Below are 25,662 nucleotides of genomic sequence, written 5' to 3' on the forward strand. Positions count from 1 at the left end.
GAAATTACAAGTTGTGATCGAATCCATCGGCAGGGGCGATAGTTATGTCAGGCGAACTGGATGGCAGCTTACTTAAAGTGTTTGTGGCAATTATCGAGTGCCAGGGATTTTCGGCTGCTGCCGAGCGCCTGCATAAAACCCAGTCCACCGTCAGCCAGAGTTTGCAACGACTCGAAGAGATTGTCGGCGCGCCACTGATCCATCGCACCAGCCGCTCCATTGGCCTCACGCCAAGCGGGGAAACCTTTCTGATCTATGCCCGGCAAATCCTCAAGCTGCACGTCGAGGCGATCAGTGCCGCGCAATTGCCCAACGAGCAGGTGTGTATTCACTTGGGCATGCCCGAGGATTACGCCGAATACTGCCTGGGCGGGATGCTCAAGGATTTCCAGGCACAGTTTGCCCAGGTGCGTCCGGATGTCTGCTGCGAAATGTCGACTGCGCTGGTTGGCCGCTTGCTGCGCGGCGAGCTGGACCTGGTGCTAGGCGTCGAGCATGCCGGCTTGCAGCCTGGGGAATACCTGTGCGATGAGCCGCTGGCGTGGGTCGCAGCACCGAGCTGGAGCGGTGTGGGGCGCCAGTCGGTACCGCTTGCGGTGTACGCCGAGGGCTGCGCATTCAGGGCCAATGCCGTGCAGGCGCTGGCCCACGCGGGGCGCTCTTGGCAAGTGGTCTACACCAGCCAGAGCCCGCGCGGGATTGCGATTGCCATCGAGCAAGGATTATCCGTGGGCGTCATGGCGCGGCGTTTAGTGCCGCAAGGCTGGCAAATTCTGGACGAGCGCCAGGGCTTTCCGCCGATTGCCCCGGCGCGCCTGATGTTCTGGCGCTCAACCGGTTGCCAGGTACCGGAAGTGGACGCACTGGTGCAGATTCTACAACGTCAGTTAGGCGATTCAGGGAGCCGGCAGCACCGGCACTTCGACAGCCTTCGCACGAGCCATGCGCTTGAGCAATAGCAGGCTGGCCAGCACCCAGCCGGTGATCCAGGCATGCACCACGGCAAACTCGCCGCTGACCTGCAACAACCCGCCGCACAGCGCATTGGCCGCGGCGCTGGCCAGGCCATAGCTGACCATGCTCAGGCTCACCACCTGCAGGCTGTGCACCGGGTTCAGGCGGGCACTGAGGTAGGCCGCCATCAAGCCCCAGGACGGGAAATAAAACAGAGCGAACAAGGCGGCTGCCCACACACTGAGCAGCAGGCTGGGATGGCCCAGCAGGCCGAGCATGGCCAGGCCGAAGGCACCGATACTCAGCGCCATGACCCTCAGCGCGCCCCAGCGATCGGCCAGCGCCCCGAGCAGCAGCCCGCCGACGGCGCCTCCGATGCCGATCAGCGTCCACAGCGTACCGGTCACGGTGGCGCTGGCCTGCAATTGATCGCTGGCAAACGCCGATAGAAAATTGAGAAACGGCCCACTGATCGCGCCGATAAACCCGCTGAGCAGCACAATCTGCAGGGCCACCGGTTGCTCAAGGCACAGGCGCAGCCACTGCCTGGCGACCTCGCTGAAGGTGGGCGGCGTCGCGGAGCGGGGCGCCTGCTCTGCGGGGGGCGCCAAGGCCCAGAGCGTCAGCAGGGTGACCAGCAGCGTCAAACCGGCGCAAATCAACCAGAATTGGCGCAAGGTCAAGCCCTGCAAGCCTGCAATCAGCAGCCCGTTCAAGCAGATTGCAAAGGCCGCTCCCGACGATGCCAACCCTAATACACGGCTACGGTGGCTGGCGGGGATCACCTCACGGGCCAAGGCTGCAATCGCGTTCCAGTTCGACACCGCGCACGCCGACACCAGTGCCAGGCACAGTGCAAACGGCAGCACCCACGGCGTGGCGACGGCCAGCGCCAGCAGGACCGGGCTCAATACGATCGTCAGGCGCACCATGGTGCGCGGGCTTACCCACGCGGCGGCGATGCCGCTGGCAATCGAAGCGCCCATGTAGAACAGTTGCAGCAGCGCGGCAATCAGCGCGGCCTGACTGTAGCTCAACTCAAATAACTCACGGATCTGCGGCAATAACGCCGAATACAGGAAAATACTGAAACCGTGGGTGGTTGCATTGCAGGCGGTGAACACAAGTGCCAGCAGCCCGATACTTCGTCGCGATGAGAAAGTTGTTGTCGACATGCTGCGGCCCGAAGTTAATAAGTGAGTAAGTTTTCAGCCAGACTAACTTTTGTGGCAGGTCAGTCACCAATGCTTAATTGTCTTAGTGTGCATGCGTAATACGCGTGCTATTTATTCGATAACGACGCTAACCGTCGAAAAACGACGCGGGAGATTAAAGCCGAGTGTTTTTCAGCGATGCTGGGTGCTACCGCTGAACTGATACAAAAAGGTATGTTGTGTGAAAATTTTCCTGCGGTGCCGTGGGAATTCGCTCCCTTGTCAGTTGCTGTCGAGTGCCCTCCATGAAACGTAAAATGCCCGGTCTCAATGCCCTCAAAGCCTTCGAAGTCGCCGGCAGCACCGGCAGCTTTACCCGGGCGGCGGAACTGTTGAACGTGACCCAGAGCGCAGTCAGCCGCCAGGTGCGCCAGCTTGAAGAACAATTGGGCGAGAGTCTGCTGGAGCGTCGCCATCATCACCTCGAACTCACCAGCGCCGGGCGCGTGCTGCTGCGCGCGCTGCACCAGTCCTTCGACAAGATCGAGCTGACGGTGCGTAGCATCCAGCAGAAAACCCACTCCAACCGCCTGCACATCAACGCACCGCCGACGTTCACCAGTCGCTGGTTGATGCCGCGCCTGGGGCGCTTGCATGAGGCGCACCCGGAGTTGGAACTGAGCATTACCACGTGCTTGCAGGACAGCCTGGCGCAGACCAGTACGCTCGATTGCGCGATTCGGTTTGGCAATGGTGAGTGGGACGGGCTGGACAGTTCCTTGTTGATCCAGGAGCGGCATATCGCGGTGTGCGCGCCCTCGCTGTACGCCCGCGAATGCAGCGATGGCGTGGATCTGAATCGCATGACCTTGCTGCATGTGCTGGCCAATGAGGACCAGCGTTACCTGACCTGGAAGCACTGGCTGGATGCGGCGCGGATTCATGGGGTGGATACGCAGGGCGGGTATGAATTCGACCTGCTGGACCTGGCGATCCGGGCGGCGACGGATGGGTTGGGGATTACCATCGCGGATTGGCATATGGTCGCGGCGGAACTGGCCAGTGGGCAGTTGACGCAGGTGTTGAATGTGCATGTGGAGGGGCATCAGTCGTATTGGCTGGTGACCCGACCCGAGCAGACGGATATGCCGCAGTTGCAGGTGTTCGAGCGATGGTTGCAGGAGGAGATCTGGTTGGCGCAGCGGCAGTTGGAGCCGTCTACGGCGGCGGGTTGATTACCCCTAACCTGCATTTTTCGCATGTTACCCCACCTAATAAGTCGTTTGCCCGCCCTCCATACAACGACAAAACTGCATGTCACTCGCAAAACAACAACGTTGGGCAAACCACATGCAATTCGAGCGCAATTTCTACAACGGCCAGTTCGTCGAACCGGCCAGCGATGCCCTGATCGCCGTCTACAACCCTGCCGATGAAACCCTCGCCGGTCACGTCAGTGCCGCCAGCGCCGACGAGGCCATCGCTGCCGTCGACGCGGCTGCCGTCGCCCAGAAGACTTGGGGCAAGCTCACCAGCATCGAGCGCGCCGAGCACCTTCGCGCCTTGGCCGATGCCCTGGACAGCCACGCCGTAGCCATCGGCACGGCCCTGGCCAGGGAGTCCGGTAAAAGCGTCAGTGACGCGAGCAACGAAGCACGCTACGCCGCGCAGATCACCCGTTACCATGCCGAATGGGCGCGCCGTATCGAAGGCGAGATCATCCCCAGCGACACGCCGGACGAAAACCTGTTCCTGCAACGCGAACCGATTGGCGTGGTGGCTTGCCTGATTCCGTTCAACTATCCGGTGTATACCTTGCTGCGCAAGATCGCCCCGGCGTTGATCGCCGGTAACACGGTGGTGGTGCGCCCGAGCAACAACACACCGCTGTCGGCGTTTGAAATCGCCAGAGCGGTGGTCAATGCCGGGATTCCAGCCGGTGTGATCAACATCCTCACCATGGACCACGCCACCGCAGCCAGCGTCTGCACCCACAAGGCGGTCGGCCTGATTACCCTCACCGGCAGCGTGAATGCCGGGCGTATCGTGCTCGATTACTGCAAGGCCAACATCGCCAAGCCGTCCCTGGAACTGGGCGGCAAGACGCCGGCGATCATCGAAGCCGATGCCGACCTGGAAAAGGCCGCCAGCGCCATCGTCGCGTCCAAGACCACGCACTGCGGCCAGCTGTGTACGGCGGTGGAGCGGGTGTATGTGCACGAGGCGGTCCATGACACCTTCCTCGCACTGCTGAAAACCAAAATCAGCGCAGTGAAGTTCGGCGATCGTGCCAACGACGAAGGCCTGATGGGCCCGCTGGCCAACGCCAGTTCCCGCAAGAATATTCACGCCATGGTCGAGCGCGCCGTTGCCGCCGGTGCTGTACTGGAAACAGGCGGCGTGCTGCCCGACGGCCCTGGGCATTTCTATCCGCCGACCTTGCTCAGCCATTGCCGCCAGGACATGGAAATCATCCAGGAAGAAATCTTCGGCCCGGTGCTGCCGGTGCTCAAGTACCGCGACATCGATGAGGCGCTGGCGATGGCCAACGACCACCAGTTCGGTCTGTCGTCGGTGCTTTACACCGAGAACTACCGCACGGCAATGAAAGTGGCGAATGCGATCGAGGCCGGCGAGTTGTATGTCAATCGGACCCCGGCGGACCCCTACCAGGGTTTCCACGCCGGATGGAAACGCTCAGGGCTGGGCGGCGACGACGGCAAGCACGGGATGCTGGAGTTCACCCAGACCCGCTTGGTGGTCATGAAGTACTGAGCCACGCACACCGCTGCACCTTTAATAAAAACAATTATCAGGGCACCCGCGCATCGGGCGCCCGAGGTCTACACGATGTCCAAGCCTGCACCTGTTGCCCAGGGTTCCGTTGCCGTGTCCGTGGCAAGCAGCGACAAAGCCAGTCGCTATTTCCAACTGCTATTACTGGTACTGGCGGCGGGGGCGATCTACCCGATCCTCTACCTGCGTCAGGTCTACCAGACCACCATGCTCGATGTGTTCCAGATCAACCACAGCGAGCTGGGTTACCTGTACTCCATGCTCGGCACGGTTTTTTTGCTCAGCTATTTGCCCAGCGGTTGGCTGGCCGACCGTTTGCCGCCGCGCTTTTTGATCTTCTTCTCGCTGGTCGCGACCGGTGCATTGGGCTGGTGGTACGCCAGCGTGCCGTCGATGACCGGCTTGATGATCATCTTCGCTTGCTGGGGGCTGACCACAGGCCTGACCTTTTGGGCCTCGGTGCTCAAGCGCGTGAAGATGATTGCGCACCCCTCTGAGCAGGGCCGTTTCTTCGGCATTCTCGACGGCGGGCGCGGCCTGGTGGAAGCCTTGTTGGCGACCGTGGCCCTGGGTCTGTTTGCCTATGCCACCGAAACGCAAAGCCGGTCGGCGGCTGAAGGTTTCAAGCAGGTGGTGTACCTGTACTCGTTTATCTGCATCGCCATCGGCTGCGGATTGGTGTTGCTCAAAGACCCCAAGTCCCTGGCCGAAACGGCAGCGGTGGAGAAGGGCAAGTTCAACCTGATAACCGACCTGACGACATTGGTGAAGATCCCTGAACTGTGGCTGGTGACCGCCATCGTGTTCTGCGGTTACCACATGTTCTGGGCCACCTACAGTTTTTCCGACTACCTGCAAGGCAGCGGCATGACCGCCGTGATGGCCGGCACCATCACGACCATCAAGCTGTGGATGCGCCCCATCGGCGGCATCGGTGGCGGTTGGCTGGGGGACAAGTTCTCGAACATTTCGGTGCTGATTGTCGCGCTGGTGCTGGTGACCCTGGCCATGCTCGGGCTGATCGTCTTCCCTGCGTTCAACAGCCTGGGGCTGCTGATCGGCACGGTGATCTTTATCGGACTGATGACCTACGCGATTCGCGGCCTGTACTGGGCGATCCTCGACAGCTGCGACATCCCGCTACGCATCACCGGCTTGGCCATCGGCATTGTGTCGGTGGTGGGTTACTTGCCCGACACCTTTATCCCCTTGATCAACGGCTACTTGACCGAGACCTACCCGGGCAAGGCCGGCTACACCCTGTATTTCGGCTACATCGCCTTTATCGGCGTGCTCGGGACCCTGGCGGCCCTGACCTTGCGCGCCCGGATCAACCGTAAAAAATTCAACCGGACAGGTGCCTGAGATGAAAATCGTCGCCCTTGAAACCCATATCGTTGCCGTACCACCGCCGCACATTGGCGGAATGTACTGGCTGTTCGTCAAGCTCAAGACCGACTGTGGCATTGAAGGCGTCGGCGAGATTTACGCCGCCACCTTCGGCCCCAAGGCCATGCTGCCGATCATTGAGGATGTGTTCGAGCGCTACCTGCTCAACCATGACCCGCACCACATCGAGCGGTTTTTCCGTCAAGCCTATTCCAGCGGCTTCACCCAGCGCCCGGACCTGACCATGATGGGCGTGGTCAGCGGCCTGGAAATGGCCTGCTGGGACATCATCGGCAAGGCCGCCAACAAGCCGGTCTACGAGTTGCTGGGCGGCAAGGTCAACGAGCGCCTGCGTTCCTACACCTACTTGTACCCGGTCAACAGCAAGGGCGAGTACGACTACGACGACCCGGACCTGGCCGCCGAGTGCGCCATCGAGAACATGAAAAAGGGCTTCACGGCGGTGAAATTCGACCCGGCCGGGCCGTACACCGCGTACTCCGGCCACCAGATCTCCCTGGAAGTGCTGGAACGCTGCGAGACGTTCTGCCGCAAGATCCGCGAAGCGGTGGGCGACAAGTGTGACCTGCTGTTCGGCACTCACGGGCAGATGGTGCCTTCGTCGGCGATCCGCCTGGCCAAGCGCCTGGAGAAATACGACCCACTGTGGTTCGAAGAGCCGGTGCCGCCAGGCCAGGAAGAGGCCATGGCCCAGGTCGCGGCCAAGACCAGCATCCCGATTGCCACCGGTGAGCGGCTGACCACCAAATATGAGTTCTTCAAGCTGCTGCAAGCCGGCGGTGCATCGATCCTGCAAATGAACGTGGCGCGCTGCGGCGGGCTGCTGGAGGCCAAGAAGATCGCGAGCATGGCCGAAGCCTACTACGCACAGATCGCGCCGCACCTGTACAACGGGCCGATTGGCGCGGCAGCGAGCTTCCAATTGGCGACCTGCACGCCGAACTTCCTGATCCAGGAAAGCATCATGACCTGGGGTGGTTTCCACGCCGAGGTGCTGACCAGGCCGCTGCACTGGGAAGACGGCTACATCATCCCGTCCACCGAACCCGGGCTTGGCGTGGAGCTGAATATGGACGTGGTGCGCAAGCACACGCCGTATACCGGCGAACGCCTGCACCTGCAAATGGCGCCAACCCCGGCTGACGTCAAAGACACTTCGCCCGCCAAGGGCTAAAAAACGACTTACGCGGTAACCGTGAATGACATATGACTACATCATCGCCGGTGCTGGCGCCGCAGGCTGTGTCCTGGCCAACCGGCTGTCCGCTTCGGGCAAATACTCCGTGTTGCTGCTCGAAGCCGGCGGCAAGGACAGTTCCTGGTGGTTCAAGATCCCGGTCGGTTTCGCCAAGATGTATTACAACCCGACCTTCAACTGGATGTACTACAGCCAGCCGCAAAAGCAGTTGGCCGATCGGGCTATCTATGCACCTCGCGGCAAGGTACAGGGTGGCTCGGGCTCGATCAACGCAATGATCTACGTGCGCGGCCAGGCCCATGACTTCAATGACTGGGCGGCGAATGGCAACGACGGCTGGAGTTTTGCGGACGTGCTGCCGTACTTTCGCAAGCTGGAAAACCACCCCTTGGGTGACACCGAGTATCACGGTGGCAGTGGCCCCATCAGCATCACACCGATGAAGGGCCATACCCACCCGATTTGCGACGTGTTTCTCAAGGGCTGCGAGCAACTCGGTTATGGCTTGAGCGATGACTTCAACGGCCCGAACTTTGAAGGCGCGGGCCTGTATGACGTCAACACGCGCAATGGCGAGCGCTGCTCCAGCAGTTTTGCGCACCTGCATCCGGCGCTCGGCCGTACCAATTTGACGGTGGAACTGCACGCATTGGTCGACCGCGTGCTGTTCGACGACCAGCAGCGCGCCACGGGCATCAGCGTGACCCAGCACGGCGTGGCCCGCACCTTTACCGCACGCAAGGAGGTCATCCTGTGTGCCGGTGCGGTGGACACGCCGAAAATCCTGCAATTGTCCGGTGTGGCGGATCAACAACTGCTCGCTGAACACAATATCCCACTGGTCAAGCACCTGCCGGCCGTGGGCGAAAACCTGCAGGACCACCTGTGCGTCAGCTACTACTACAAGGCCAATATCCCGACGCTGAACGACCAACTCAGCTCGCTGTTCGGCCAACTGAAGCTGGGCCTCAAGTACCTGTTCACGCGAAAGGGCGCGCTGGCGATGAGCGTCAACCAGGCCGGCGGGTTCTTCCGTGGAAACGCCGAGCAGGCTGACCCTAACCTGCAGCTGTACTTCAACCCGCTGTCCTACCAGATCCCGAAAAACAACAAGGCCAGCCTCAAGCCCGAGCCGTATTCCGGATTCCTGCTGTGCTTCAATCCGTGTCGGCCCACCAGTCGCGGCACCATCCGCATAGCCTCGAAAAACCCGCGTGATGCAGCGCTGATCGACCCCAACTACCTGAGCACCCAGAAGGACATCGATGAGGTGATCCAGGGCAGTCGATTGATGCGCAAGATCATGCAGGCGCCTGCGCTCAAGGGCATCACGGTGGCCGAGGTTCTACCGGGCGCGGCGGTGCAGAGCGATGAGCAGATGCTGCAATACTTTCGCGAAAACAGCGGCTCGATCTACCACCTCTGCGGCTCCTGCACCATGGGCTCGGACCCGCGTACATCGGTGGTGGACAAGCGCTTGAAGGTGCATGGACTGGACGGATTGCGCATTGTCGATGCGTCGATCTTCCCGAATGTGACTTCGGGCAATACCCATGCGGCGGTGTTGATGGTGGCGGAGAAGGGCGCGGATCTGATTTTGCAGGATGCTTGAGGCATTCCCGACACCGATGCACCAGGGGCAATGCCAGCCACAGTGACAGCGTTGCGCCTCGCCTGGCTGGCATTAGGGCCCGACCGCCAGCTACTGGATCAGATCACGTGCGCTCGCTGCAATTGCGTCAGGGACAACGCTTTGAGCTGCGCCAGCATTGGATCACGGCGGTCTCTGGGGTGCGGCAGGTCCACCGCCAATGCCTGGCGAATGCTGCTTGGCCGGTTGCCCATCACCAGCACCCGATCACTCAAATACAGCGCCTCGTCCACATCGTGGGTGACCAACAGCAACGCGATGGCGTGGTGCTCGGCCAGTTGCAGCAGCAAGTCCTGCAGCTTCATGCGGGTAAACGCATCCACCGCGCTGAACGGCTCATCCAGCAGCAAGACCTGCGGTCGCGAATACAGGCCACGGGCGATGGCCACTCGTTGCGCCATGCCCCCGGACAATGCCTTGGGCAGCGCCTGGGCAAAGCCCTTGAGGCCGACCTCCTCGATCAATTGCGTGACCCAGGCTTTATCGTAGTGGTTATCGTCGCTGAAACCGATGTTCTGCTCCACCGTCAGCCAGGGCATCAGGCGCGGTTCCTGGAACACAAATGCGACTTCTCCATCCGGGCTGCGCAGTTCTCCCTGATAGTCCTTGTCCAGCCCGGCGACGATACGCAACAGCGTACTTTTGCCACAGCCGCTTGGCCCCAGCAGGCTCACGGTTTCGCGAGGTTGCAAGACCAGACTCACGTCGCTCAACACCACGGTGTCGCTGAAGCTCTTTCGCTCCACGCGCATATCCAATAACGGCGATGCAGTCACTGCTCCGCTCCTTGACCGTTGAAGGTATCGCGCCACGCCAGGCAGCGCTTTTCCAGCGCCGCGAGCAGGCCATCGCTGACCTTCCCCAACAGCGCCAATACGATGATCGCCGCCAGCACGATGTCCGGCCGTGAGGTTTCGCGCCCATCGCTGAGCAGGTAGCCCAAGCCCTTGGTGGCTGCGATCAGTTCAGCCGCCACCAGAAACATCCACGCCAGGCTCAAGCCGCTGCGCAAACCGGTAAACAAGCCGGGCAGGGCGGCGGGCAGGAGGATGCGGCGTACCAATCGGCGTCGACTGAAGCCATACATTTGGCCCACTTCCACCAGCTTGCGATCGATATCGCGAATGGCCGCGACGCCATTGAGGTACACCGGGAAGAACGCGCCAATCGCGATCAGCACAATCTTCGAGGTTTCATCGATACCTAGCCACAACAGCAACAGCGGTACCCAGGCCAAGCTCGGGATCGAACGCAACCCGGCGAACGTCGGCTCCAGGTAAGCTTCGGCCTCACGGCTCAACCCTACCCAGGCGGCAAATACCAGGGCCAGCCCGGCGCCGATGGCAAAGCCCAGCAGCACCCGGCCCAGGCTGGCGCTGATGTGCTTCCACAGCGCGCCCTCGGCCAGCTGCGTCAGGGTCACGGCAATTTCGCTGGGCGCCGGCATCTGGTACGACGGCAACCAACCCACCCGCACGACCCCTTCCAGGATCAGCAGGATCAGCACCGGCAACACCAGGCCCTTGAGCCTGCGTGGCCAGGCGCTGCGGTTGATCACCTGCGGTGCCGTCAGCGGCAAAATCTGGGTCTTGCTGGTCATCCCGCGCCCCTTATTGACTGAACGAGGTGTCGATCAACTGGTCGATCACCTGGTCCACGTTCACCCCGCGCCGCACCAGTTCTTCAGACACCAGGATCGGCGCCGCGGCCTTGGATGACACGACATCCTGGCTGCTCAGGAACGGTGTGCTCAAGTCGGTGCGCGACAGTTGCAACTTGGCCACTTCCAACGGCAAACCCGACTCGTCGGCCAGCAGCTTGGCGAATTCATCCGGGTGCTTCACGGCCCAGTCGCGGGCTTTCTCGTAGGCGCCGAGCACTTTGGTGATGGTCTGCGGATGCTCCTTGGCGAACGTCTCGGTAACGCTGACCACGCCATAACTGTTGAAGTCCTTGTTGCGATAGAGCAGGCGCGAACCGGCCTGGATTTCACTGGCGGCCATATGCGGATCGAGACCGGCCCAGGCGTCGACGTCGCCTTTCTCCAGGGCGGTGCGGCCATCCGGATGTTGCAGGTGCACCAATTCCACATCGTCCTTGTTCAGCCCGGCCTTTTGCAGGCTGCGCAGGGTGAACAGGTACGGGTCGGTACCCTTGGTGGCGGCGATTTTCTTGCCCTTGAGGTCGGTGAGATTTTTAAGCGGCGAGTCCTTGCGCACCACCAGGGCCGTCCATTCGGCGCGACTGTATACGTACACCGATTTGATCGGGCTGCCATTGGCGCGGCTCAACACCGCAGACAGGCTGGCGGAAGACGCGAAGTCGACGCCGCCGCTGTTGAGGTACTCCAGGGACCGGTTGCTACCCTGGCTCAATACCCAGCCGACCTTGGAGTTCGGCAAGGCCTGCTCCAGCCAGCCGAAATGCTTGAGCACCAGGCTGACGGGCGAATAGTAGGCGTAGTCGAGGTTGACTTGGGCCGGATCTGTCTCGGCGGCAAAGGCCTGGGGTTGCAGGCACAGCGCGAGGGCGAAGACGCCCAATAAGCGTTGGGTAATGGGTTTCATGGAACCGCTCCGAAAGGCATGGGAAGGAGATTTTCTTATGCTTAGAAAATTAGTCGGCATGTTCCATCATGCTTTTCGGGAATATGCAGTCTCTGTGCCAGCGGGTTCGGCAGCGTATTGGCGGGGGGGGGGGGCGGGATGATTGCTGTGGTGAGAGGGGCAGATTGTTGAATCACTGTTTGCTGGGCAACACCTCTTCATATGTCTAAGTGGAATAAATAAATAGTTATATATTCCTTTTGTGTTTTTCTCCGCTGCTGCATCTTGAGGGCCTGCGCATTCGTGCGGATTGACCCAACAGCTGAAGGAAAGCCGACATGACCATTAAAGCGATCAACGTGCGCAACCAGTTCAAGGGCGTGATCAAGGAAATACTGCAGGGCGAAGTGGTGTCCGAAATCGACGTGCAGACCGCATCCGGCATCGTCACTTCGGTGATCACCACCCGTTCGGTGCGTGATCTGGAATTGAAGGTGGGCAGTGAGGTCATCGCTTTTGTGAAGTCGACGGAAGTGTCGATCGCCAAGCTCTGACCGCGCGTTCCCACGCCTTGCGTGGGAACACCGCCCAGGCGCTCTGCGTGTCAGCGATGACGCAGGGCGCGCTCCATGCGTTGCACGCCTTCTTCCAGCATCGACCGTGGGCAACCGAAGTTAAGGCGCACGAATTGTTGGCTGTCATCGCCGAATTCGATCCCCGCACTCAAGCCGACCTTGGCCTGTTCCAGGAAGAATTGCTGCGGGTCGTCCAGGCCCAGGGCGCTGCAATCCAGCCACGCCAGGAAGGTGCCTTGCGGGGCATGCATCACCACGCCTGGCAGGCGGGTTTGCACGGCGTCGAGCAAGTAGTCACGGTTGGCTTGCAAGTACTTGACCAAGGCTTCCAGCCATTCTGCGCATTCGCTGTAGGCGGCGCGGGTGGCTTCCAGGCCCAGGGGGCTGACGCTATCGACCATGCCGCAACGCGCGTTGTTGAAGCGTTCGCGGATCTCGGCGTTCTGCACCACGGCAAAACAGGTCTTCAGGCCGGCCACGTTGTAGGCTTTGCTCGCCGACATCAACGTGATGGTGCGCTGGGCAATCTCAGGGCTGAGGCTGGCGGTGGGGATGTGGCGGCGGCCGTCGAAGCACAGCTCGGCGTGGATTTCATCGCTGATGATCAACGCGCCATTTTCCAGGCAGGCGTTGGCCACGGCCAGCAGTTCTTCGCGGGGGAAGACTTTGCCGATCGGGTTATGCGGGTTGCTCAACAGCAGCGCGCCGGCACCGTTCAGTGCCTTTTGCAGGGTCGCCAGCGGGGTGAGGTATTCAGCGCCGACCCGTTCAAACGGTACTTCGATGCGTGGCAGGTTCCAGTGGCCGGGTGCCAGGCGAATCGGGCGGTAGTTCGGGGTCTGCAGCACCACCGGCTGGCCCGGTTGCACAAAGGCGTGCAGCGCCATATTGAAGCCGGGTTCGACGCCGGGCAGGAACAACAATTCGTCCGGCTGCACCCGCCAGGCGTACTTGGCCCACAGGTCGGCCACGATGGCTTCGCGCACATCCGGGCCGGCCACGCTGTAGCCCAGAACCTGCTGGTCCAGGCGCTGGTGCAAGGCTTGCAGCACGGCCGGTGGTGCGGCGATATCCATGTCGGCGATCCACATCGGCAACACGTCAGACGGGTAACGGTTCCACTTGGTGCTGCCGGTGCCGAGGCGTGGGTGGATCGTGTCGAAATCAAAGCTCATGGGCGGCTCGTATCAGGAAGGCGGGCAAACAATGGCGCCGATTCTAGCGCCATTAATTTTATAGGCCAGTGCTGATTGCCGCAGACAGTTGTTGGTGGGCCTGTTCCAGGGCGTGATTGACCGCTGCTTCACCGCGCACCATGGCCGGCAGGTAGGCAAAGTCCACCGAGCGAATGCCGATCGTCGCCAGGACGGTGGTCAGGTACGGCGTGAGAAAGTCCGGCTCGTGGCCTTTGCGCGCATTGCCGGAGCTGACCAGCACAAAGGTGCGCCGGTCGTGCAACAGGCCGACCTTTTCAAACTGCGGGCTGACCGTGAAGCTGCGATGGATGCGCACCACATGGTCGATCCAGGCCTTGAGCGCTGCCGGCACGGTGAAGTTGTGTACCGGGGTGCACAGGATCAGCAGGTCGCAGGCTTCCAGTTCAACAATCAGCTGTTCCGACATTGCCGTCGCGTCGCCATTCAGGCCGCCAGGCGTGGTCAGGGCATCGGCGTATTCGCGGGTCAGCGGCGGCAACGCCTGGCCGCCGTAGTCGCGTTCGGTGACCTCGGCCTGCGGCAGCAGGTCGCGCAGCAGGGCGCGGCCCAGTTTGAAGCCGTGTGCGGCTTTGCCATGGGGGCTGAAGCTGAGTAACAAGGCACGGGTCATGGGTTCAGATCCTGGGAGAAGTGCATGCCAAGCGGTAACAGGCCCTGGCGGAAGTAGAAGCGCTGGGCCAGGGCCATGTGCATGCCGGTGTCCAATACCAGGTAACGATAGCCGCGTGCGCGGGTTTCTTCGCGCACGCGGTCCAGCAATTGTTCGCCGAGGCGACGACGTTGCAAGGCGGCATCGACGACCAGATCGTCGACATAGATGAAGCGGCCATACAAGGTGTTTTCCGTCAGCCGGTAACCGATCAGGCCGATCACCGTACCTTGTTCTCGGGCGGCCAGCAGGTGGTAGCCGTCCTGCTGTTGGCGTTGGACCTGCTCGGCAAAGGTGACGGCATCCGTCAGGTGCGGGCGCAGTTGCTGCATTACCGCAAAGCTTGCGATGCAGTCGGCTTCAGTCTGCATCGGCACAAATTCGACCTGTTCATTCATGATCTTGATTCACCAGATGGGCTTTGACGGCGGCCGGCACCTTGCGAAAGCTGATGGCGACGCGGTTCAAGGCGTTCATCAGGGCGATCGCCAGGGTCAGGTCGGCCACTTCCTTGTCATTGAACAGCGCCGAGACCCTGGTGTAATCGGCGTCCGGCACCTGGGTCTGCGCCACCTGGGTGACCACCTCGGCCCAGGCCAGGGCCGCACATTCACGCGGCGTGAACAGCGGCGAGGCCTCATGCCAGGCGGCGACCAGCATCAGCTTCTCCAGATCGATGCCCTGTTTGAGCAGGTCGCGGGAGTGGGAGTCCAGGCAATAGGCACAGCCGTTGAGTTGGGAAACCCGCAGGTACACCAGGTCAATCAACTCTTTCTCCAGGCCGCAGCCGTGGATGTAGCGGTGCACTGAACCGAGGGCACTGTAGCCCGCAGGAGCGGCTTGGGCGTAATCGAGTCGGTGTTTCATGGGGGATCCTGTGTGGAGTAAGTGATGCGTCATTTTCAGTGGCTGACGGATCGCTCGACAGGGGCATGATTGGACAAGTGGGTTGGGACATGATCAGACTTCGCCGTGTATCCCTGTCGAGCCCGCCCGTGATGTCAGCCTTGCCCAAGTACCAGGAAATCTACCGGCGTTTTCGCTTGGCCATTGACCAGGGCCAGTTCGGCCCCGGTGACCGCGTGCCGTCCGTGCGCAGCTTGGCGCTGGAGCTCAAGGTGGCGCGAGGCACGGTGGAGACGGCCTATCAACTGCTGGTCAGCGAAGGTTTTTTTGAGGCCCGCGGTCAGGCGGGCACGGTGATCGCCGCGTCGCTGCCGACGGTGTCGGTCAAGCCGTTGCCGGTGGTTGAGCCTGTGGTACGCAGCCCCCTGGCCTTGCAGATGGGCCTGCCGGCCCTCGATGCCTTCCCGCGTAAGCTGTGGGCGCGGCTGGTGACCCAACAAGTGCGCCGCACCGATGCCGACAGCCTGGCGATGGGTGACGTGCGCGGCGCCCAGGCGCTGCGTGTGGCCATCGCCAACTACCTGGCGTTGTACCGCGGCGTGCAGTGCGCGCCACAGCAGGTATTTGTCTGCGCCGGTTATGCCGGATGCCTGACGCTGCTGTGCGATGCGCTGCAGATGACAGGGCAACGCTGCTGGTTCGAAGACCCTGGCTACTTGCATGGGCGCCAACTGTTGACCCATTGCGGCGTGGAATTGGTGCCGGTGCCGGTCGACCGTGATGGCCTGGACGTAGCGCAGGGCATTCGACTCGACATGCAGGCGCGGCTGGCAGTGGTCACCCCGGCGCATCAAAGCCCGTTGGGTGTGGCCTTGAGCCGGGAGCGGCGGCAGGCCTTGCTGGCATGGGCCGGGGAGCAGGGCAGTTGGGTGGTCGAGGATGATTACGACAGTGAATTTCGCTACCGGGGCCAACCGCTGGCGGCGCTCAAGAGCCAGGATCACGATGACCGGGTCATCCATGCCGGGAGTTTCAGCAAGATGCTGTTTCCCGGGCTGCGCCTCGGCTACCTGGTGGTGCCCACCGCCCTGGTGGCGGCATTTGAGCGCAGTGCCCAGGCGTTGCAGCAACGCAGCGCGCAATTATTGCAACTGACCACGGCAGACTTCCTGGAGCAGGGACATTTCACCCGGCATTTGAAGAAGATGCGCCAGTTATATGCGCAGCGGCATGGGTTGCTGGTCAATGCGTTGGCAACGCATTGCGCGGGTCTTTTGCGGGTGGATGAGCAAGCAGGGGGGATTAATCTGCTGGTGCGCCTGGAGGTGGCGGTATCGGACCAGGCCGTGGCTGAGGCGGCGAACGCGGCGGGCCTGGCGGTACAGGCGCTGTCGGTGTGGACCCTGGGGGCACATCGCGAGCAGGGCTTGTTGATGGGGTTCACGAATGTCGCCACGGCGCAACAAGCGTCGGAGCTGGCCTTGTTGCTGCGCGGCGTGATCGAGTCGTCATCGTTCTGTGACCGACAAGTTCTGTAATAAAAACGCCATTGCGCTGGGGATTAAAACCGGGAAGGGCTATTTTGGTGCACCTCAATAACTAGAGTAGCCATGGATGAAATACCAACCCTTCAGCCGTACTTTGATTGCTACTGCACTGGTGTTGACCGTCAGCGGTGTGCAAGCTGCGTCCCAGGCTCCGGTGGCCGGTGAAAATGGCATGGTGGTCACCGCCCAGCATTTGGCCACTCATGTGGGCGTGGATGTGCTCAAGGCTGGCGGCAACGCGGTGGATGCGGCCGTTGCGGTCGGCTATGCGCTGGCGGTGGTGTACCCGGCGGCGGGCAATCTCGGCGGCGGCGGTTTCATGACCGTGCAACTGGCCGACGGGCGCAAGACCTTCCTCGACTTCCGCGAAAAAGCCCCCCTGGCGGCGACCGCCGACATGTACCTGGACAAAGATGGCAAGGTCATCGATGGCCTCAGTGCCAAGGGCCATTTGGCGGTCGGGGTCCCCGGCACCGTGTCCGGCATGGAGCTGGCGCTGATCAAATACGGGACCCTCAAGCGCGCCCAGGTGATTGCCCCGGCGATCAAACTGGCCGAAAACGGCTTCGAATTGGAGCAGGGGGATATCGACCTGCTGCACACGGCCACCGGTGAATTCGAAAAAGACTCGGACCTGCGCGGGATCTTCCTGCACAACGGCCAGCCGATGCAGGTCGGCCAGAAGCTGGTGCAGAAAGACCTGGCCAAGACCCTCAAGGAAATTTCCGCCAAAGGGAGCGACGGTTTCTATAAAGGCTGGGTCGCCAAGGCGCTGGTGGATTCCAGCCAGGCCGGCAAGGGCATCATCACCCAGGCCGACCTGGACAAATACAAGACCCGTGAACTGGCGCCCATCGAGTGCGATTACCGGGGTTACCACGTCGTCTCGGCGCCGCCGCCAAGCTCGGGGGGCGTGGTGATCTGCCAGATCATGAACATTCTCGAAGGCTACCCGATGGCCGACCTCGGCTATCACTCGGCCCAGGGCCTGCACTACCAGATTGAAGCCATGCGCCACGCCTACGTGGACCGTAACAGCTACCTCGGCGACCCGGACTTCGTGAAGAACCCGATCGCCCACCTGCTGGACAAGGACTACGCCGCCAAGCTGCGCGCCGCCATCGACCCGCAGAAAGCCGGCGACTCCCAGGCGATCAAACCGGGCGTCTCGCCCCATGAAGGCAACAACACCACGCACTATTCGATTGTCGACAAGTGGGGCAACGCAGTCTCGGTCACCTATACCCTCAACGACTGGTTTGGTGCCGGCGTGATGGCGAGCAAAACCGGGGTGATCCTCAACGATGAAATGGACGACTTCACCGTCAAGGTCGGCGTGCCGAACATGTACGGCCTGGTCCAGGGCGAAGCCAACGCCATCGCGCCGGGCAAGGCGCCGCTGTCGTCGATGAGCCCGACCATCGTGACCAAGGATGGCAAGGCGGTGATGGTGGTGGGCACGCCGGGTGGCAGCCGTATCATCACGGCCACCTTGCTGACCATTCTCAATGTCATCGACTACAAGATGAACATTCAGGAGGCGGTGGATGCGCCACGTTTCCACCAGCAGTGGATGCCGCCAGCCACCAACCTGGAACGGTTTGCCGTAAGCCCCGATACCCAGAAGATCCTGGAAAGCTGGGGCCATCAGTTTGCGGGCCCTCAGGATGCCAACCACTTGGCGGCGATTCTGGTCGGCGCGCCTTCACTGGAGGGTAAGCCGGTGGGTAATAACCGCTTCTATGGGGCGAATGATCCGCGTCGCAATACTGGCTTGTCATTGGGCTACTGATCACGTCGCAACACCTGCCTGTCACTGGGCTGCTAATGACGTCGCAACACCTGCCCGTCACTGGGCTGTAGTGAGCGGGCTTGCCCCGCGCTGGGTGGCGCAGCCGCCCCAACAGGACGCCTCGGTTTTTCAGGAAGACTGCGGTGCCTGGATTGGGGCGGCTGCGCCACCCAGCGCGGGGCAAGCCCGCTCACTACAAGAGCTGTTTGACGGCTTTGAGTGCGGCGAGTCGGCGTTCTTGCCAATTTCCCTGGATGACGACGAAGGGCTGTTGATGCGCTTGCATCCACGCCAGGCTGTCCTGGAAAAATGCCCGTCGATCCGCCAGCTCGGGTTGGCAGCGTTGCCCGTCGGCGGTCCATTCCACATGCTCAGGCGAGAGCAGCAGGTGCAAGTCGTAGTGCCGGGCCAGCAGCTCAGTGTCGAGCCATGCCGGATAGTCGCCGAACAGGGTCTGGCTCCACAACCGGTTGGTCAGCAAGTGGGTGTCGAGGATCAGCAAGTCGGGCTGTCGGGCGCGGGCGGCGTCTTCCCAGGCCAGTTGGCCGCGGGCAATGGCGGGAATATCGGCCAGGGTCGTGTCGCGCTGGTGATGGTCGATGAAGTCGCGCACGTATTCGCCCACCATCAGCCCGCCAAAATGCGCTTGCAGCTCGGCGGCCAGCCAGCTTTTGCCACTGGATTCGGGGCCTGCCAATACCACCACCTTCATGCGTGCAACGCCGGGTCGGCGCGCCATTCACGCCAGCCTTGCACGGCGATCACGGTGAACAGCGCATAAAGCGCGGCGGTGAGGTACAGGCCTTTGTAGAGGAAAAGGCCGACAAAGATCACGTCCACGGCGATCCACAAGGGCCAGCATTGTACGCGTTTCTGTGCCATCCACATTTGCGCCACCAGGCTGAAGCCGGTGAGGGCCGCGTCGAGCCAGGGTTGGGCGGCGTCGGTCCAGTGGGCCATGGCGGCGCCCAGCAACAGGCTGAACAGCGCACCGACCGCCAGGCTGGTCATGATCGCGGGCCAGCCCAGGCTGGTCACCTGGCGGCCTTGCTTGACCTCTCCGGCGCGGGTCCATTGCCACCAGCCGTAGAGTTGCAGGGCGGCGTAGACCACCTGCAGCAGCATGTCGGAATAGAGCTTCACATCGAAGAATACCCAGGTGTAGAGCAGCACCATCACCAAGCCGATGGGCCAGCACCAGGGGTTTTGCTTGACCGTCAGCCAGACAGCGATCACCCCCAGGGCGGCGGCGAACAATTCAAGCCCGGACATGGCGGTTCCTTGGGAGAGTCGAAGAGGGCGGGGATTGTAACGTCAAAATGAACACCGACCAATGTGGGGGGCTTGCTCCCAATAGCGGTTCACCGGTCACTGACTTTTCAGCTGACCCACCGCCATCGGGAGCAAGCCCCCTCCCACAGGTTGAAACGAGCTAGACCTTGAACTGGCGCAGCAGGCCGTCGAGTTGTTCGCTCAAGGCGCGCAAATGTTCGCTGGCCGCGCTGGACTGTTGCGCCGCCAATGCGGTGCTGTGGGACAAGCCGGCCGCCTCGGTGACGTTCTGGTTGATGTCTTCCACGACATGCGCCTGTTGCAGGGTGGCGCTGGCGATTGAAGCGTTCAGCCCGTTGAGGTTGTGCAGCGCCTGGCCGATCGCCGTGAGGCTGGCCCCGGCCTGGCCGGCTTGTTCAATCGTCAGTTGCGAGGCGCTGTGGCTGTCGCTGATAACCTTGACCGCCGCTTCCGAATGGCCTTGCAGACGCTCGATCATGACCTGGATTTCAGCAGTGGATTTCTGCGTACGCTGGGCCAGCAGGCGGACTTCATCGGCCACCACCGCAAAGCCTCGGCCTTGCTCGCCGGCACGCGCGGCTTCAATGGCCGCGTTGAGTGCCAACAGGTTGGTCTGGTCGGCGATGGAACGGATCACCTCAAGCACGCTACCGATCTGCGTGCTTTCGCTGGACAGCGTGCGGATCACTTCGACGGCCTGGCCGATGGTGCCGGAGAGTTGGTCGATCTGTTGCAGGCTGCCGTCGATATTCACCTGGCCCTGTTGTGCCTGCGCCTGCGCGTCGCGCATTTCGCTGGCGGCGTGCTCGGCGTTTTTCGCCACATCCTGCACGCCATAGGTGACTTCGTTGATGGCGGTCGCCACCAGTTCCATCTGCTGCGACTGTTGCTGGCTGCGGTCATGGGCCTGGCTGGCATTGGTGCCAAGCTCTATGGACGACTGGCCCAGGGCGTTGGCGCACGCCTGCAGTTGGCCGACCACCTGGCTCAGTTTTCGCGTGAAAGCATTGAAGTGCTGGGACAGTTGGGTGACTTCGTCGCGCCCGTGGGTGTCGAGGCTGCGGGTCAGGTCGCTTTCGCCACTGGCGATATTGGCCATGGCGTTCACGGCCTGTTGCAACGGGTTCACGATGCTGCGGGCGATCAGCAGCACCAGCAGCGCCATCACCAGGGCGATCGCCAAGCAGATGAACGAGGCTTTCCACACCTGCACCTTGAATTCGGCCTGGACGTCATCCACGTAGACGCCGGAGCCAATGATCCAGCCCCACGGCTCGAACAGTTGGATATACGAGGTTTTCTCCACCGGGGCTTCGGCGCCGGGCTTCGGCCAGCGATAACTGACGATACCCGCACCCTTGGCCTTGGCCAGGCTCACGAACTCGTTGAACACCGCAAACCCGTCCGGGTCGCGAATCGCCGACAGGTTCTGGCCATCCAGCTTGGGGTTGGCCGGGTGCATGATCATCACGGGCGTGAGGTCGTTGATCCAGAAATAATCATCGTGGTCATAACGCAACCCGCGCACCGCGCTCAGGGCTTGCTGCTGCGCCGCTTCGCGGGTCAGCACGCCGGTTTTTTCAAGATTCTGGTAATACGCCAGTACGCCGCTGGCGGTCTGGACCACATGCTCGGTCTGTTGGCGCTTGGCCTGGTAGAGATCGCCATGGATCTGCTTGAGCATCAGCAGGCCCAAGGTCAGCAGCATCAGCACGGCGACTATCAGGATCAGCCAGAGGCGGCGGCTGATCGACATGTTGCGCAAACTGTTCATCGTCCTGTCACTCCATGCTTCTTATAGTTGTAGCGCTGCTTCGCCATTTACGGCGTGTCTGATAGGCTTTCGGCCCGTAATCGGAAAACCTGAGTACTGCCTGATTTTTCACGCAATTTTTGCAGCCCGGCGTGGATGATCCAACGCTTGGCCGCAAGCTCACTCAACATCATTGAATCACTGGAAAAGACAACGGGGTGTGCCTCGCGCATGACCTTTGGGGGAAATATGGATTTTTGGACCGCCATACAGGCATTGATACTGGGCGTGGTGGAGGGGCTGACGGAGTTCCTGCCGATCTCCAGCACCGGTCACCAGATTATCGTAGCCGACCTGATCGGTTTTGGTGGCGAGCGTTTTGAGGCGTTCAACATCATCATTCAGTTGGGCGCGATCCTGGCGGTGGTGTGGGAGTTCCGGCGCAAGATCCTGGACGTGGTGATCGGTTTGCCGACGCAGCGCAATGCCCAGCGCTTTACCGTCAACCTGATGATCGCCGTGCTGCCGGCCGTGGTGTTGGGGGTGATTTTCGCCGACCTGATCAAGCACTACCTGTTCAACCCGATCACCGTGGCCACCGCGCTGGTGATCGGCGGCGTGATCATGTTGTGGGCCGAACGTCGCCAGCATGCCGTGCATGCGCACAGTGTGGATGACATCACCTGGAAGGAAGCGCTCAAGGTGGGCCTGGCCCAATGCCTGGCGATGATCCCGGGCACGTCGCGTTCCGGTGCGACCATCATCGGCGGCCTGTTGTTCGGTTTGTCGCGCAAGACCGCCACCGAGTTCTCGTTCTTCCTGGCCATGCCGACCATGGTCGGTGCGGCGGGGTATTCGGGCTACAAGTACCGTCACCTGTTCCAGCCGGATGACCTGCCGGTATTCGCGATTGGTTTCGTCACCTCGTTCATCTTCGCGATGATCGCGGTCAAGGCGTTGCTCAAGTTCATCGCCAGCCACAGCTATGCGGCTTTTGCCTGGTACCGGATCGCGTTCGGCCTGGTGATCCTGGCGACCTGGCAGTTCGGTTGGATCGACTGGTCCGCGGTCAAGCCATGAGCCTGCAGCACCCACGCTTGAAGGCGGCGATCTTTGCACTACTGTGCGCCGCGCCGCTGTTGGGAGCGGCGCTGCTGGGGTATCGCGGCGAGACCCTGATCCCGCTGGTCGCCTATGGGGTGGTCAGCATGGTGGCGTTTTTCCTGTACTGGAGCGACAAGCGCAAGGCGCAAACCGATGCGCGCCGCATCCCGGAAAACATCCTGCACGCTGTCGAGCTGGCAGGCGGTTGGCCGGGCGCGTTGATCGCCCAGCAGGTGTTTCGCCACAAAACCCGCAAAGTGTCCTATCAGGTGCTGTTCTGGGTGATCGTGCTGTTGCACCAGGTGTTCTGGCTGGACCAGCTGTTCCTGGGCGGTACCTTGTTGTCAGTCCTCTAGCCGCAGCCCGACCTGCGTGCGCTTGGGCAGTTTGCTGACCACCAGTTGATGGGAACGCTGCAACAAGCCACGCAGTTCATCAGCGCCCAGCGGGTAGGGCGTATCCATGATGATCCACTGCGCGCGGGCCAGGTACGGCGCCGGGTGGATACCCGGGCGATCGACATGGCCCAGGAACAATTCCTTGTCGACCTTGAAGGCCAGCGACGCACCCCGCAGGTTTTGCACGGCGAACATCTTGTTGCCGGCGATCGAGAACACCCGCACGCCACCCCATTTATAGTCTTCCCGTGCTCCGGGCAGGCCCAGGCAAAACGTCGCGACTTGTTCTTCGTTCATCTTCATAGCAGTCGATCTCCGCAACCTCTGAAGCCTTCTTCGAGGTAATCAATCCAGGCCCGAATGGCCGGCAGTACGCCACGCCGATGCGGGTACACCGCCTGCAACCAACCCCCCGGCAGCGACCACTCGGGCAGCAGTTGCACCAGGCGGCCGCTGGCCAGCTCCTCTTCGCAATACATCATCGGCAGTACGGTAAAACCCAGGCCCATGATGGCACTGGCCTTGCGCACGACGAAGTCGTCGATGCCCAATCGAGCCTCCATCACCAGCTCGTGGGGTTGCCCTTGTGGGTCAAGAATGCGCTGATGCACCATGCGGTCCGCCTCGAGGGCGCCCAGTATCGGCAGTTGCTTGAGGTCTTCAAGGGTGTTGATCTGCCTGCCCTGGATAAACGCCGGGCTGGCCACCAGCACCGTCTGGGCCTGGCGCAGGCGCTTGGTGACCAGCAGCGGGTCTTCATCGCCGTGTTCGCGCACGCGCAGGGCTACGTCGATACCTTCAGCCACCAGGTCGACACGGCGATTGACCAGGGTCATTTCCAGTTGTACCAGTGGGTGGGCGGCGAGAAATCCGGCGACCATGTCCGGCAGCATGTGCTGGGCCATGCCCACCGGGCAACTGACCCGCAGGCGGCCACGGGGTTCGCTGGACATGCTGGCCACGGCCTCATCGGCCATTTCCGCTTCGAGGAGCATGGCCTGGCAATGGCGCAGGTAGCGTTCACCCACGGCAGTGAGGGTCAGTTGCCGGGTGGTGCGCTGCAGCAGGCGCGCGCCCAGGCGTTCTTCCAGCTCGGCGATGCGCCGCGACAGGCGTGATTTGGGAATGCCCAGCACACGGCCTGCCGCCGCGAAACCGCCGGATTCGACGACTTTGGCGAAATAGTAAAGGTCGTTGAGGTCTTGCATGATCAACCTGTTGTCCTGTCAGTGGGACGAACTATCCGCGTCTGGTGCAGGCAAATCCACTAAAAATGTGCACCCGCCATCAGCACATACTTCACATGCACATACTCTTCGATCCCGTAATAGCTGCCTTCGCGCCCGTAACCGGATTGCTTGATGCCGCCAAATGGCACCGACGCGGTGCCCACCGAACCGGAGTTCAAGATGACCATGCCGGCCTCAAGCCCGCTCGAGAGTCGCAGTGAGCGACCCAATGCGCGGGTGTAGGCGTATGCCACCAGGCCGAATTCGGTCTGGTTGGCGCGCCTGATGGCTTCCTCTTCATCCTCGAACGCATAGATGGCGAAGACCGGGCCGAAAATTTCCTCGGTGGCCAGCGGTGAATCATCCTGCAACCCCGTCAAGATCGTGGGTTCGTAGAACAGGCCGCCCTTGGCGTGGGGCTTGCCACCCATCAGTACTTCGGCGCCGGCGGCCTTGGCCTGCTCCACCAGGTGCGCCACTTTGTCGAACCCCGCCTGGTTGACCAGCGGCCCGACCACAAACCCCTCACGCAGGCCCTGATCCACTTCGATATCGGCCACCGCCGCCTGCACCCGCCGCAGGAACGTTTGCAGGATGCTGCGTTGCACAAAAATCCGGTTCGGCGAAATACACACCTGGCCGCAATTGCGCAGTTTGGCGCTGACCAGACCTTTGACCGCTTCATCCAGATTGGCGTCTTCGAACACGATAAACGGCGCGTTGCCGCCCAGTTCCAGGGTCATCTTCTTGACCGTCGCGGCGCATTGCGCGGCGAGCAGTTTGCCGACCGCGGTAGAGCCGGTGAACGAGATCTTGCGAATGCGCGGGTCGCCGGTGAGGATCAGGCCGATGGCCTTGGGATCGCCGACCACCACTTCCAGCACGCCTTCAGGGATACCGGCCTTGCGCGCGTACTCCAGCAGTTTCAGCGCCGTCAGCGGGGTGTCTTCGGCGGGCTTGATCACCATGGTGCAGCCGGCGGCCAGGGCCGTGGCCACCTTGCGGGTGATCATCATGAACGGGAAGTTCCACGGGGTAATGGCGGCGACCGGGCCGACGGCTTCCTTGGTCACCACCACCTGGGCGTTGCGATCGTGGGTGGGCAGGGTGTCGCCGTAGACGCGTTTGGCTTCTTCGGCATACCACTCGATAAAGCCCAGGCCGTAGTCGATTTCACCACGGGCTTCGCTCAGGCATTTGCCGTTTTCGCGGCACAGCAGTTCGGCGAAGGCTTCCTTGTCGGCTTTAACGCTGTCGTGCCAACGGCGCAGGATGTCGCTGCGTTCGCTGGCAAGCCTGGCTGACCAGGCGGGGAAGGCCGCGCAGACGCGGTCGAGCGCAGCCTTGACTTCGTCCGTGGAATGCGTGGCGACGCGACCGATTTCTTCTGCGGTGGCAGGGTTGTAGACGATGAGCATGGGGCAATCTCCGAGGGCTGAAAGGGCTGTTTCAGGCTACGCAAGGGAGTGCGTTGGGCGAATATCCATTCCAATGTGCTGATTGCCTATTCCTATGAGCGTGTAGCCAGGCTGCCGTTTGCGCAGTACCTT

The 25,662-nt window shown here is 61.7% G+C and carries 25 protein-coding genes; 11 read left to right on the top strand and 14 right to left on the bottom strand.

The annotated features are described in order from the left end of the window. The first annotated feature begins 44 nt into the window (after positions 1–44). Positions 45–959 carry a LysR family transcriptional regulator gene (locus tag DK870_RS13930; RefSeq protein ID WP_090371308.1) on the top strand — a complete coding sequence of 305 codons (915 nt, stop codon included), beginning with the start codon at positions 45–47 and terminating at the stop codon, positions 957–959. On the opposite strand, the gene DK870_RS13935 is transcribed toward DK870_RS13930, so the two are convergent. After that, entirely contained in the window at positions 897–2,129 is a 1,233-nt protein-coding gene (locus tag DK870_RS13935) for an MFS transporter (protein WP_161548892.1), read from the bottom strand. The two genes, DK870_RS13930 and DK870_RS13935, sit on opposite strands and share 63 nt — an antisense overlap. 284 nt (positions 2,130–2,413) lie before the next feature. Between DK870_RS13935 and DK870_RS13940 the strand changes: the two genes are divergently transcribed. The 5 genes from DK870_RS13940 to DK870_RS13960 all read left to right on the top strand — a co-directional run bounded on the left by DK870_RS13940 (position 2,414) and on the right by DK870_RS13960 (position 9,124). After that, positions 2,414–3,343 carry a LysR substrate-binding domain-containing protein gene (locus DK870_RS13940; RefSeq protein ID WP_161548893.1) on the top strand — a complete coding sequence of 310 codons (930 nt, stop codon included), beginning with the start codon at positions 2,414–2,416 and terminating at the stop codon, positions 3,341–3,343. Between the two features lie 115 nt (positions 3,344–3,458). Next, the gene (gene aldA, locus DK870_RS13945) at positions 3,459–4,883 is read left to right on the top strand and encodes an aldehyde dehydrogenase (protein ID WP_161549041.1); all 1,425 of its coding nucleotides are present in this window, start codon (positions 3,459–3,461) and stop codon (positions 4,881–4,883) included. A gap of 75 nt (positions 4,884–4,958) precedes the next feature. Beyond that, positions 4,959–6,269 (top strand): nitrate/nitrite transporter, encoded by a 1,311-nt coding sequence (locus DK870_RS13950; RefSeq protein WP_104993530.1) that lies wholly within the window; start codon positions 4,959–4,961, stop codon positions 6,267–6,269. A gap of 1 nt (position 6,270) precedes the next feature. Then, a complete protein-coding gene (locus DK870_RS13955; RefSeq protein WP_161548894.1) occupies positions 6,271–7,488 on the top strand; it encodes a mandelate racemase/muconate lactonizing enzyme family protein in 1,218 nt (405 codons plus the stop codon). A 25-nt stretch (positions 7,489–7,513) separates the two neighbouring features. Next, a complete protein-coding gene (locus DK870_RS13960; protein ID WP_161548895.1) occupies positions 7,514–9,124 on the top strand; it encodes a GMC family oxidoreductase in 1,611 nt (536 codons plus the stop codon). A 98-nt stretch (positions 9,125–9,222) separates the two neighbouring features. Here the strand turns inward: DK870_RS13960 and DK870_RS13965 are convergent, their stop codons facing one another. Genes DK870_RS13965 through DK870_RS13975 form a run of 3 tightly spaced genes read right to left on the bottom strand, consistent with a single transcriptional unit; the run spans position 9,223 to position 11,730 of the window. Beyond that, positions 9,223–9,915: an ABC transporter ATP-binding protein gene (locus DK870_RS13965; RefSeq protein WP_218580522.1), complete on the bottom strand. Its 693-nt coding sequence runs from the start codon at positions 9,913–9,915 to the stop codon at positions 9,223–9,225. A gap of 20 nt (positions 9,916–9,935) precedes the next feature. Continuing rightward, entirely contained in the window at positions 9,936–10,763 is an 828-nt protein-coding gene (locus tag DK870_RS13970) for an ABC transporter permease (RefSeq protein WP_090371297.1), read from the bottom strand. Positions 10,764–10,773: 10 nt separating this feature from the next. Continuing rightward, the gene (locus tag DK870_RS13975; protein ID WP_161548896.1) at positions 10,774–11,730 is read right to left on the bottom strand and encodes an aliphatic sulfonate ABC transporter substrate-binding protein; all 957 of its coding nucleotides are present in this window, start codon (positions 11,728–11,730) and stop codon (positions 10,774–10,776) included. A gap of 317 nt (positions 11,731–12,047) precedes the next feature. Between DK870_RS13975 and DK870_RS13980 the strand changes: the two genes are divergently transcribed. Then, positions 12,048–12,263, top strand: coding sequence for a molybdopterin-binding protein (locus tag DK870_RS13980; protein ID WP_060752785.1), 216 nt, complete (start codon positions 12,048–12,050; stop codon positions 12,261–12,263). A gap of 50 nt (positions 12,264–12,313) precedes the next feature. Here the strand turns inward: DK870_RS13980 and DK870_RS13985 are convergent, their stop codons facing one another. From DK870_RS13985 to DK870_RS14000, 4 genes are read right to left on the bottom strand one after another with little or no spacing between them, the layout of a single operon-like run. Then, a complete protein-coding gene (locus DK870_RS13985) occupies positions 12,314–13,459 on the bottom strand; it encodes a MalY/PatB family protein (protein WP_161548897.1) in 1,146 nt (381 codons plus the stop codon). Positions 13,460–13,517: 58 nt separating this feature from the next. Further along, the gene (locus DK870_RS13990) at positions 13,518–14,111 is read right to left on the bottom strand and encodes an FMN-dependent NADH-azoreductase (protein ID WP_104993536.1); all 594 of its coding nucleotides are present in this window, start codon (positions 14,109–14,111) and stop codon (positions 13,518–13,520) included. Then, positions 14,108–14,548, bottom strand: a complete 441-nt coding sequence (locus DK870_RS13995) for a GNAT family N-acetyltransferase (RefSeq protein WP_161548898.1) — start codon at positions 14,546–14,548, stop codon at positions 14,108–14,110. Before DK870_RS13995 ends, DK870_RS13990 begins: the two co-directional genes overlap by 4 nt. Continuing rightward, positions 14,541–15,017, bottom strand: a complete 477-nt coding sequence (locus tag DK870_RS14000) for a carboxymuconolactone decarboxylase family protein (protein WP_060752789.1) — start codon at positions 15,015–15,017, stop codon at positions 14,541–14,543. The genes DK870_RS13995 and DK870_RS14000 overlap by 8 nt, the downstream gene beginning before the upstream one ends. Before the next feature lie 131 nt (positions 15,018–15,148). Here DK870_RS14000 and DK870_RS14005 point away from each other — a divergent pair, with 131 nt between their 5' ends. Both DK870_RS14005 and ggt read left to right on the top strand, forming a co-directional pair. Beyond that, the gene (locus DK870_RS14005; RefSeq protein WP_161549042.1) at positions 15,149–16,534 is read left to right on the top strand and encodes a PLP-dependent aminotransferase family protein; all 1,386 of its coding nucleotides are present in this window, start codon (positions 15,149–15,151) and stop codon (positions 16,532–16,534) included. Positions 16,535–16,610: 76 nt separating this feature from the next. Continuing rightward, entirely contained in the window at positions 16,611–18,335 is a 1,725-nt protein-coding gene (gene ggt / locus DK870_RS14010) for a gamma-glutamyltransferase (protein WP_161548899.1), read from the top strand. A gap of 193 nt (positions 18,336–18,528) precedes the next feature. On the opposite strand, the gene DK870_RS14015 is transcribed toward ggt, so the two are convergent. The 3 genes from DK870_RS14015 to DK870_RS14025 all read right to left on the bottom strand — a co-directional run bounded on the left by DK870_RS14015 (position 18,529) and on the right by DK870_RS14025 (position 21,402). Further along, complete coding sequence (locus tag DK870_RS14015) at positions 18,529–19,047, bottom strand: AAA family ATPase (protein ID WP_161549043.1); 519 nt, start codon at positions 19,045–19,047, stop codon at positions 18,529–18,531. Next, positions 19,044–19,607 (bottom strand): nicotinamide riboside transporter PnuC, encoded by a 564-nt coding sequence (gene pnuC / locus DK870_RS14020; protein WP_060752793.1) that lies wholly within the window; start codon positions 19,605–19,607, stop codon positions 19,044–19,046. Before pnuC ends, DK870_RS14015 begins: the two co-directional genes overlap by 4 nt. Before the next feature lie 160 nt (positions 19,608–19,767). Then, the gene (locus tag DK870_RS14025; protein ID WP_060752794.1) at positions 19,768–21,402 is read right to left on the bottom strand and encodes a methyl-accepting chemotaxis protein; all 1,635 of its coding nucleotides are present in this window, start codon (positions 21,400–21,402) and stop codon (positions 19,768–19,770) included. 228 nt (positions 21,403–21,630) lie between these two features. Between DK870_RS14025 and DK870_RS14030 the strand changes: the two genes are divergently transcribed. Together DK870_RS14030 and DK870_RS14035 are read left to right on the top strand one after the other, a co-directional pair. After that, complete coding sequence (locus DK870_RS14030) at positions 21,631–22,461, top strand: undecaprenyl-diphosphate phosphatase (protein WP_161548900.1); 831 nt, start codon at positions 21,631–21,633, stop codon at positions 22,459–22,461. Beyond that, complete coding sequence (locus DK870_RS14035; protein ID WP_161548901.1) at positions 22,458–22,841, top strand: DUF1294 domain-containing protein; 384 nt, start codon at positions 22,458–22,460, stop codon at positions 22,839–22,841. The genes DK870_RS14030 and DK870_RS14035 overlap by 4 nt, the downstream gene beginning before the upstream one ends. On the opposite strand, the gene DK870_RS14040 is transcribed toward DK870_RS14035, so the two are convergent. Genes DK870_RS14040 through DK870_RS14050 form a run of 3 tightly spaced genes read right to left on the bottom strand, consistent with a single transcriptional unit; the run spans position 22,830 to position 25,530 of the window. After that, positions 22,830–23,186 carry an MmcQ/YjbR family DNA-binding protein gene (locus DK870_RS14040; protein ID WP_060752797.1) on the bottom strand — a complete coding sequence of 119 codons (357 nt, stop codon included), beginning with the start codon at positions 23,184–23,186 and terminating at the stop codon, positions 22,830–22,832. The two genes, DK870_RS14035 and DK870_RS14040, sit on opposite strands and share 12 nt — an antisense overlap. Beyond that, positions 23,183–24,091, bottom strand: a complete 909-nt coding sequence (locus DK870_RS14045) for a LysR substrate-binding domain-containing protein (protein ID WP_060752900.1) — start codon at positions 24,089–24,091, stop codon at positions 23,183–23,185. The genes DK870_RS14040 and DK870_RS14045 overlap by 4 nt, the downstream gene beginning before the upstream one ends. Before the next feature lie 59 nt (positions 24,092–24,150). Continuing rightward, positions 24,151–25,530 carry an NAD-dependent succinate-semialdehyde dehydrogenase gene (locus DK870_RS14050; protein WP_161548902.1) on the bottom strand — a complete coding sequence of 460 codons (1,380 nt, stop codon included), beginning with the start codon at positions 25,528–25,530 and terminating at the stop codon, positions 24,151–24,153. Positions 25,531–25,662: the final 132 nt, after the last annotated feature.

The sequence above is a fragment of the Pseudomonas sp. Q1 genome, assembly GCF_009935975.1.
Lineage (GTDB): Bacteria > Pseudomonadota > Gammaproteobacteria > Pseudomonadales > Pseudomonadaceae > Aquipseudomonas > Aquipseudomonas palleroniana.

Bases quoted from the DNA above. Each gene is read 5' to 3' on its own strand.
- DK870_RS14025 (WP_060752794.1), bottom strand. From the start codon at position 21,402: ATGAACAGTTTGCGCAACATGTCGATCAGCCGCCGCCTCTGGCTGATC.
- DK870_RS13930 (WP_090371308.1), top strand. From the start codon at position 45: ATGTCAGGCGAACTGGATGGCAGCTTACTTAAAGTGTTTGTGGCAATT.
- DK870_RS13950 (WP_104993530.1), top strand. From the start codon at position 4,959: ATGTCCAAGCCTGCACCTGTTGCCCAGGGTTCCGTTGCCGTGTCCGTG.
- pnuC (WP_060752793.1), bottom strand. From the start codon at position 19,607: ATGTCCGGGCTTGAATTGTTCGCCGCCGCCCTGGGGGTGATCGCTGTC.
- DK870_RS14000 (WP_060752789.1), bottom strand. From the start codon at position 15,017: ATGAAACACCGACTCGATTACGCCCAAGCCGCTCCTGCGGGCTACAGT.
- DK870_RS13980 (WP_060752785.1), top strand. From the start codon at position 12,048: ATGACCATTAAAGCGATCAACGTGCGCAACCAGTTCAAGGGCGTGATC.
- DK870_RS14015 (WP_161549043.1), bottom strand. From the start codon at position 19,047: ATGAAGGTGGTGGTATTGGCAGGCCCCGAATCCAGTGGCAAAAGCTGG.
- DK870_RS14045 (WP_060752900.1), bottom strand. From the start codon at position 24,091: ATGCAAGACCTCAACGACCTTTACTATTTCGCCAAAGTCGTCGAATCC.
- DK870_RS14035 (WP_161548901.1), top strand. From the start codon at position 22,458: ATGAGCCTGCAGCACCCACGCTTGAAGGCGGCGATCTTTGCACTACTG.
- DK870_RS13995 (WP_161548898.1), bottom strand. From the start codon at position 14,548: ATGAATGAACAGGTCGAATTTGTGCCGATGCAGACTGAAGCCGACTGC.
- DK870_RS14050 (WP_161548902.1), bottom strand. From the start codon at position 25,530: ATGCTCATCGTCTACAACCCTGCCACCGCAGAAGAAATCGGTCGCGTC.
- DK870_RS14040 (WP_060752797.1), bottom strand. From the start codon at position 23,186: ATGAAGATGAACGAAGAACAAGTCGCGACGTTTTGCCTGGGCCTGCCC.
- DK870_RS13965 (WP_218580522.1), bottom strand. From the start codon at position 9,915: ATGCGCGTGGAGCGAAAGAGCTTCAGCGACACCGTGGTGTTGAGCGAC.
- DK870_RS14005 (WP_161549042.1), top strand. From the start codon at position 15,149: ATGTCAGCCTTGCCCAAGTACCAGGAAATCTACCGGCGTTTTCGCTTG.
- DK870_RS13955 (WP_161548894.1), top strand. From the start codon at position 6,271: ATGAAAATCGTCGCCCTTGAAACCCATATCGTTGCCGTACCACCGCCG.
- DK870_RS14030 (WP_161548900.1), top strand. From the start codon at position 21,631: ATGGATTTTTGGACCGCCATACAGGCATTGATACTGGGCGTGGTGGAG.
- DK870_RS13940 (WP_161548893.1), top strand. From the start codon at position 2,414: ATGAAACGTAAAATGCCCGGTCTCAATGCCCTCAAAGCCTTCGAAGTC.
- DK870_RS13990 (WP_104993536.1), bottom strand. From the start codon at position 14,111: ATGACCCGTGCCTTGTTACTCAGCTTCAGCCCCCATGGCAAAGCCGCA.
- ggt (WP_161548899.1), top strand. From the start codon at position 16,611: ATGAAATACCAACCCTTCAGCCGTACTTTGATTGCTACTGCACTGGTG.
- DK870_RS13935 (WP_161548892.1), bottom strand. From the start codon at position 2,129: ATGTCGACAACAACTTTCTCATCGCGACGAAGTATCGGGCTGCTGGCA.
- DK870_RS13970 (WP_090371297.1), bottom strand. From the start codon at position 10,763: ATGACCAGCAAGACCCAGATTTTGCCGCTGACGGCACCGCAGGTGATC.
- DK870_RS13975 (WP_161548896.1), bottom strand. From the start codon at position 11,730: ATGAAACCCATTACCCAACGCTTATTGGGCGTCTTCGCCCTCGCGCTG.
- DK870_RS13960 (WP_161548895.1), top strand. From the start codon at position 7,514: ATGACATATGACTACATCATCGCCGGTGCTGGCGCCGCAGGCTGTGTC.
- DK870_RS13985 (WP_161548897.1), bottom strand. From the start codon at position 13,459: ATGAGCTTTGATTTCGACACGATCCACCCACGCCTCGGCACCGGCAGC.
- aldA (WP_161549041.1), top strand. From the start codon at position 3,459: ATGCAATTCGAGCGCAATTTCTACAACGGCCAGTTCGTCGAACCGGCC.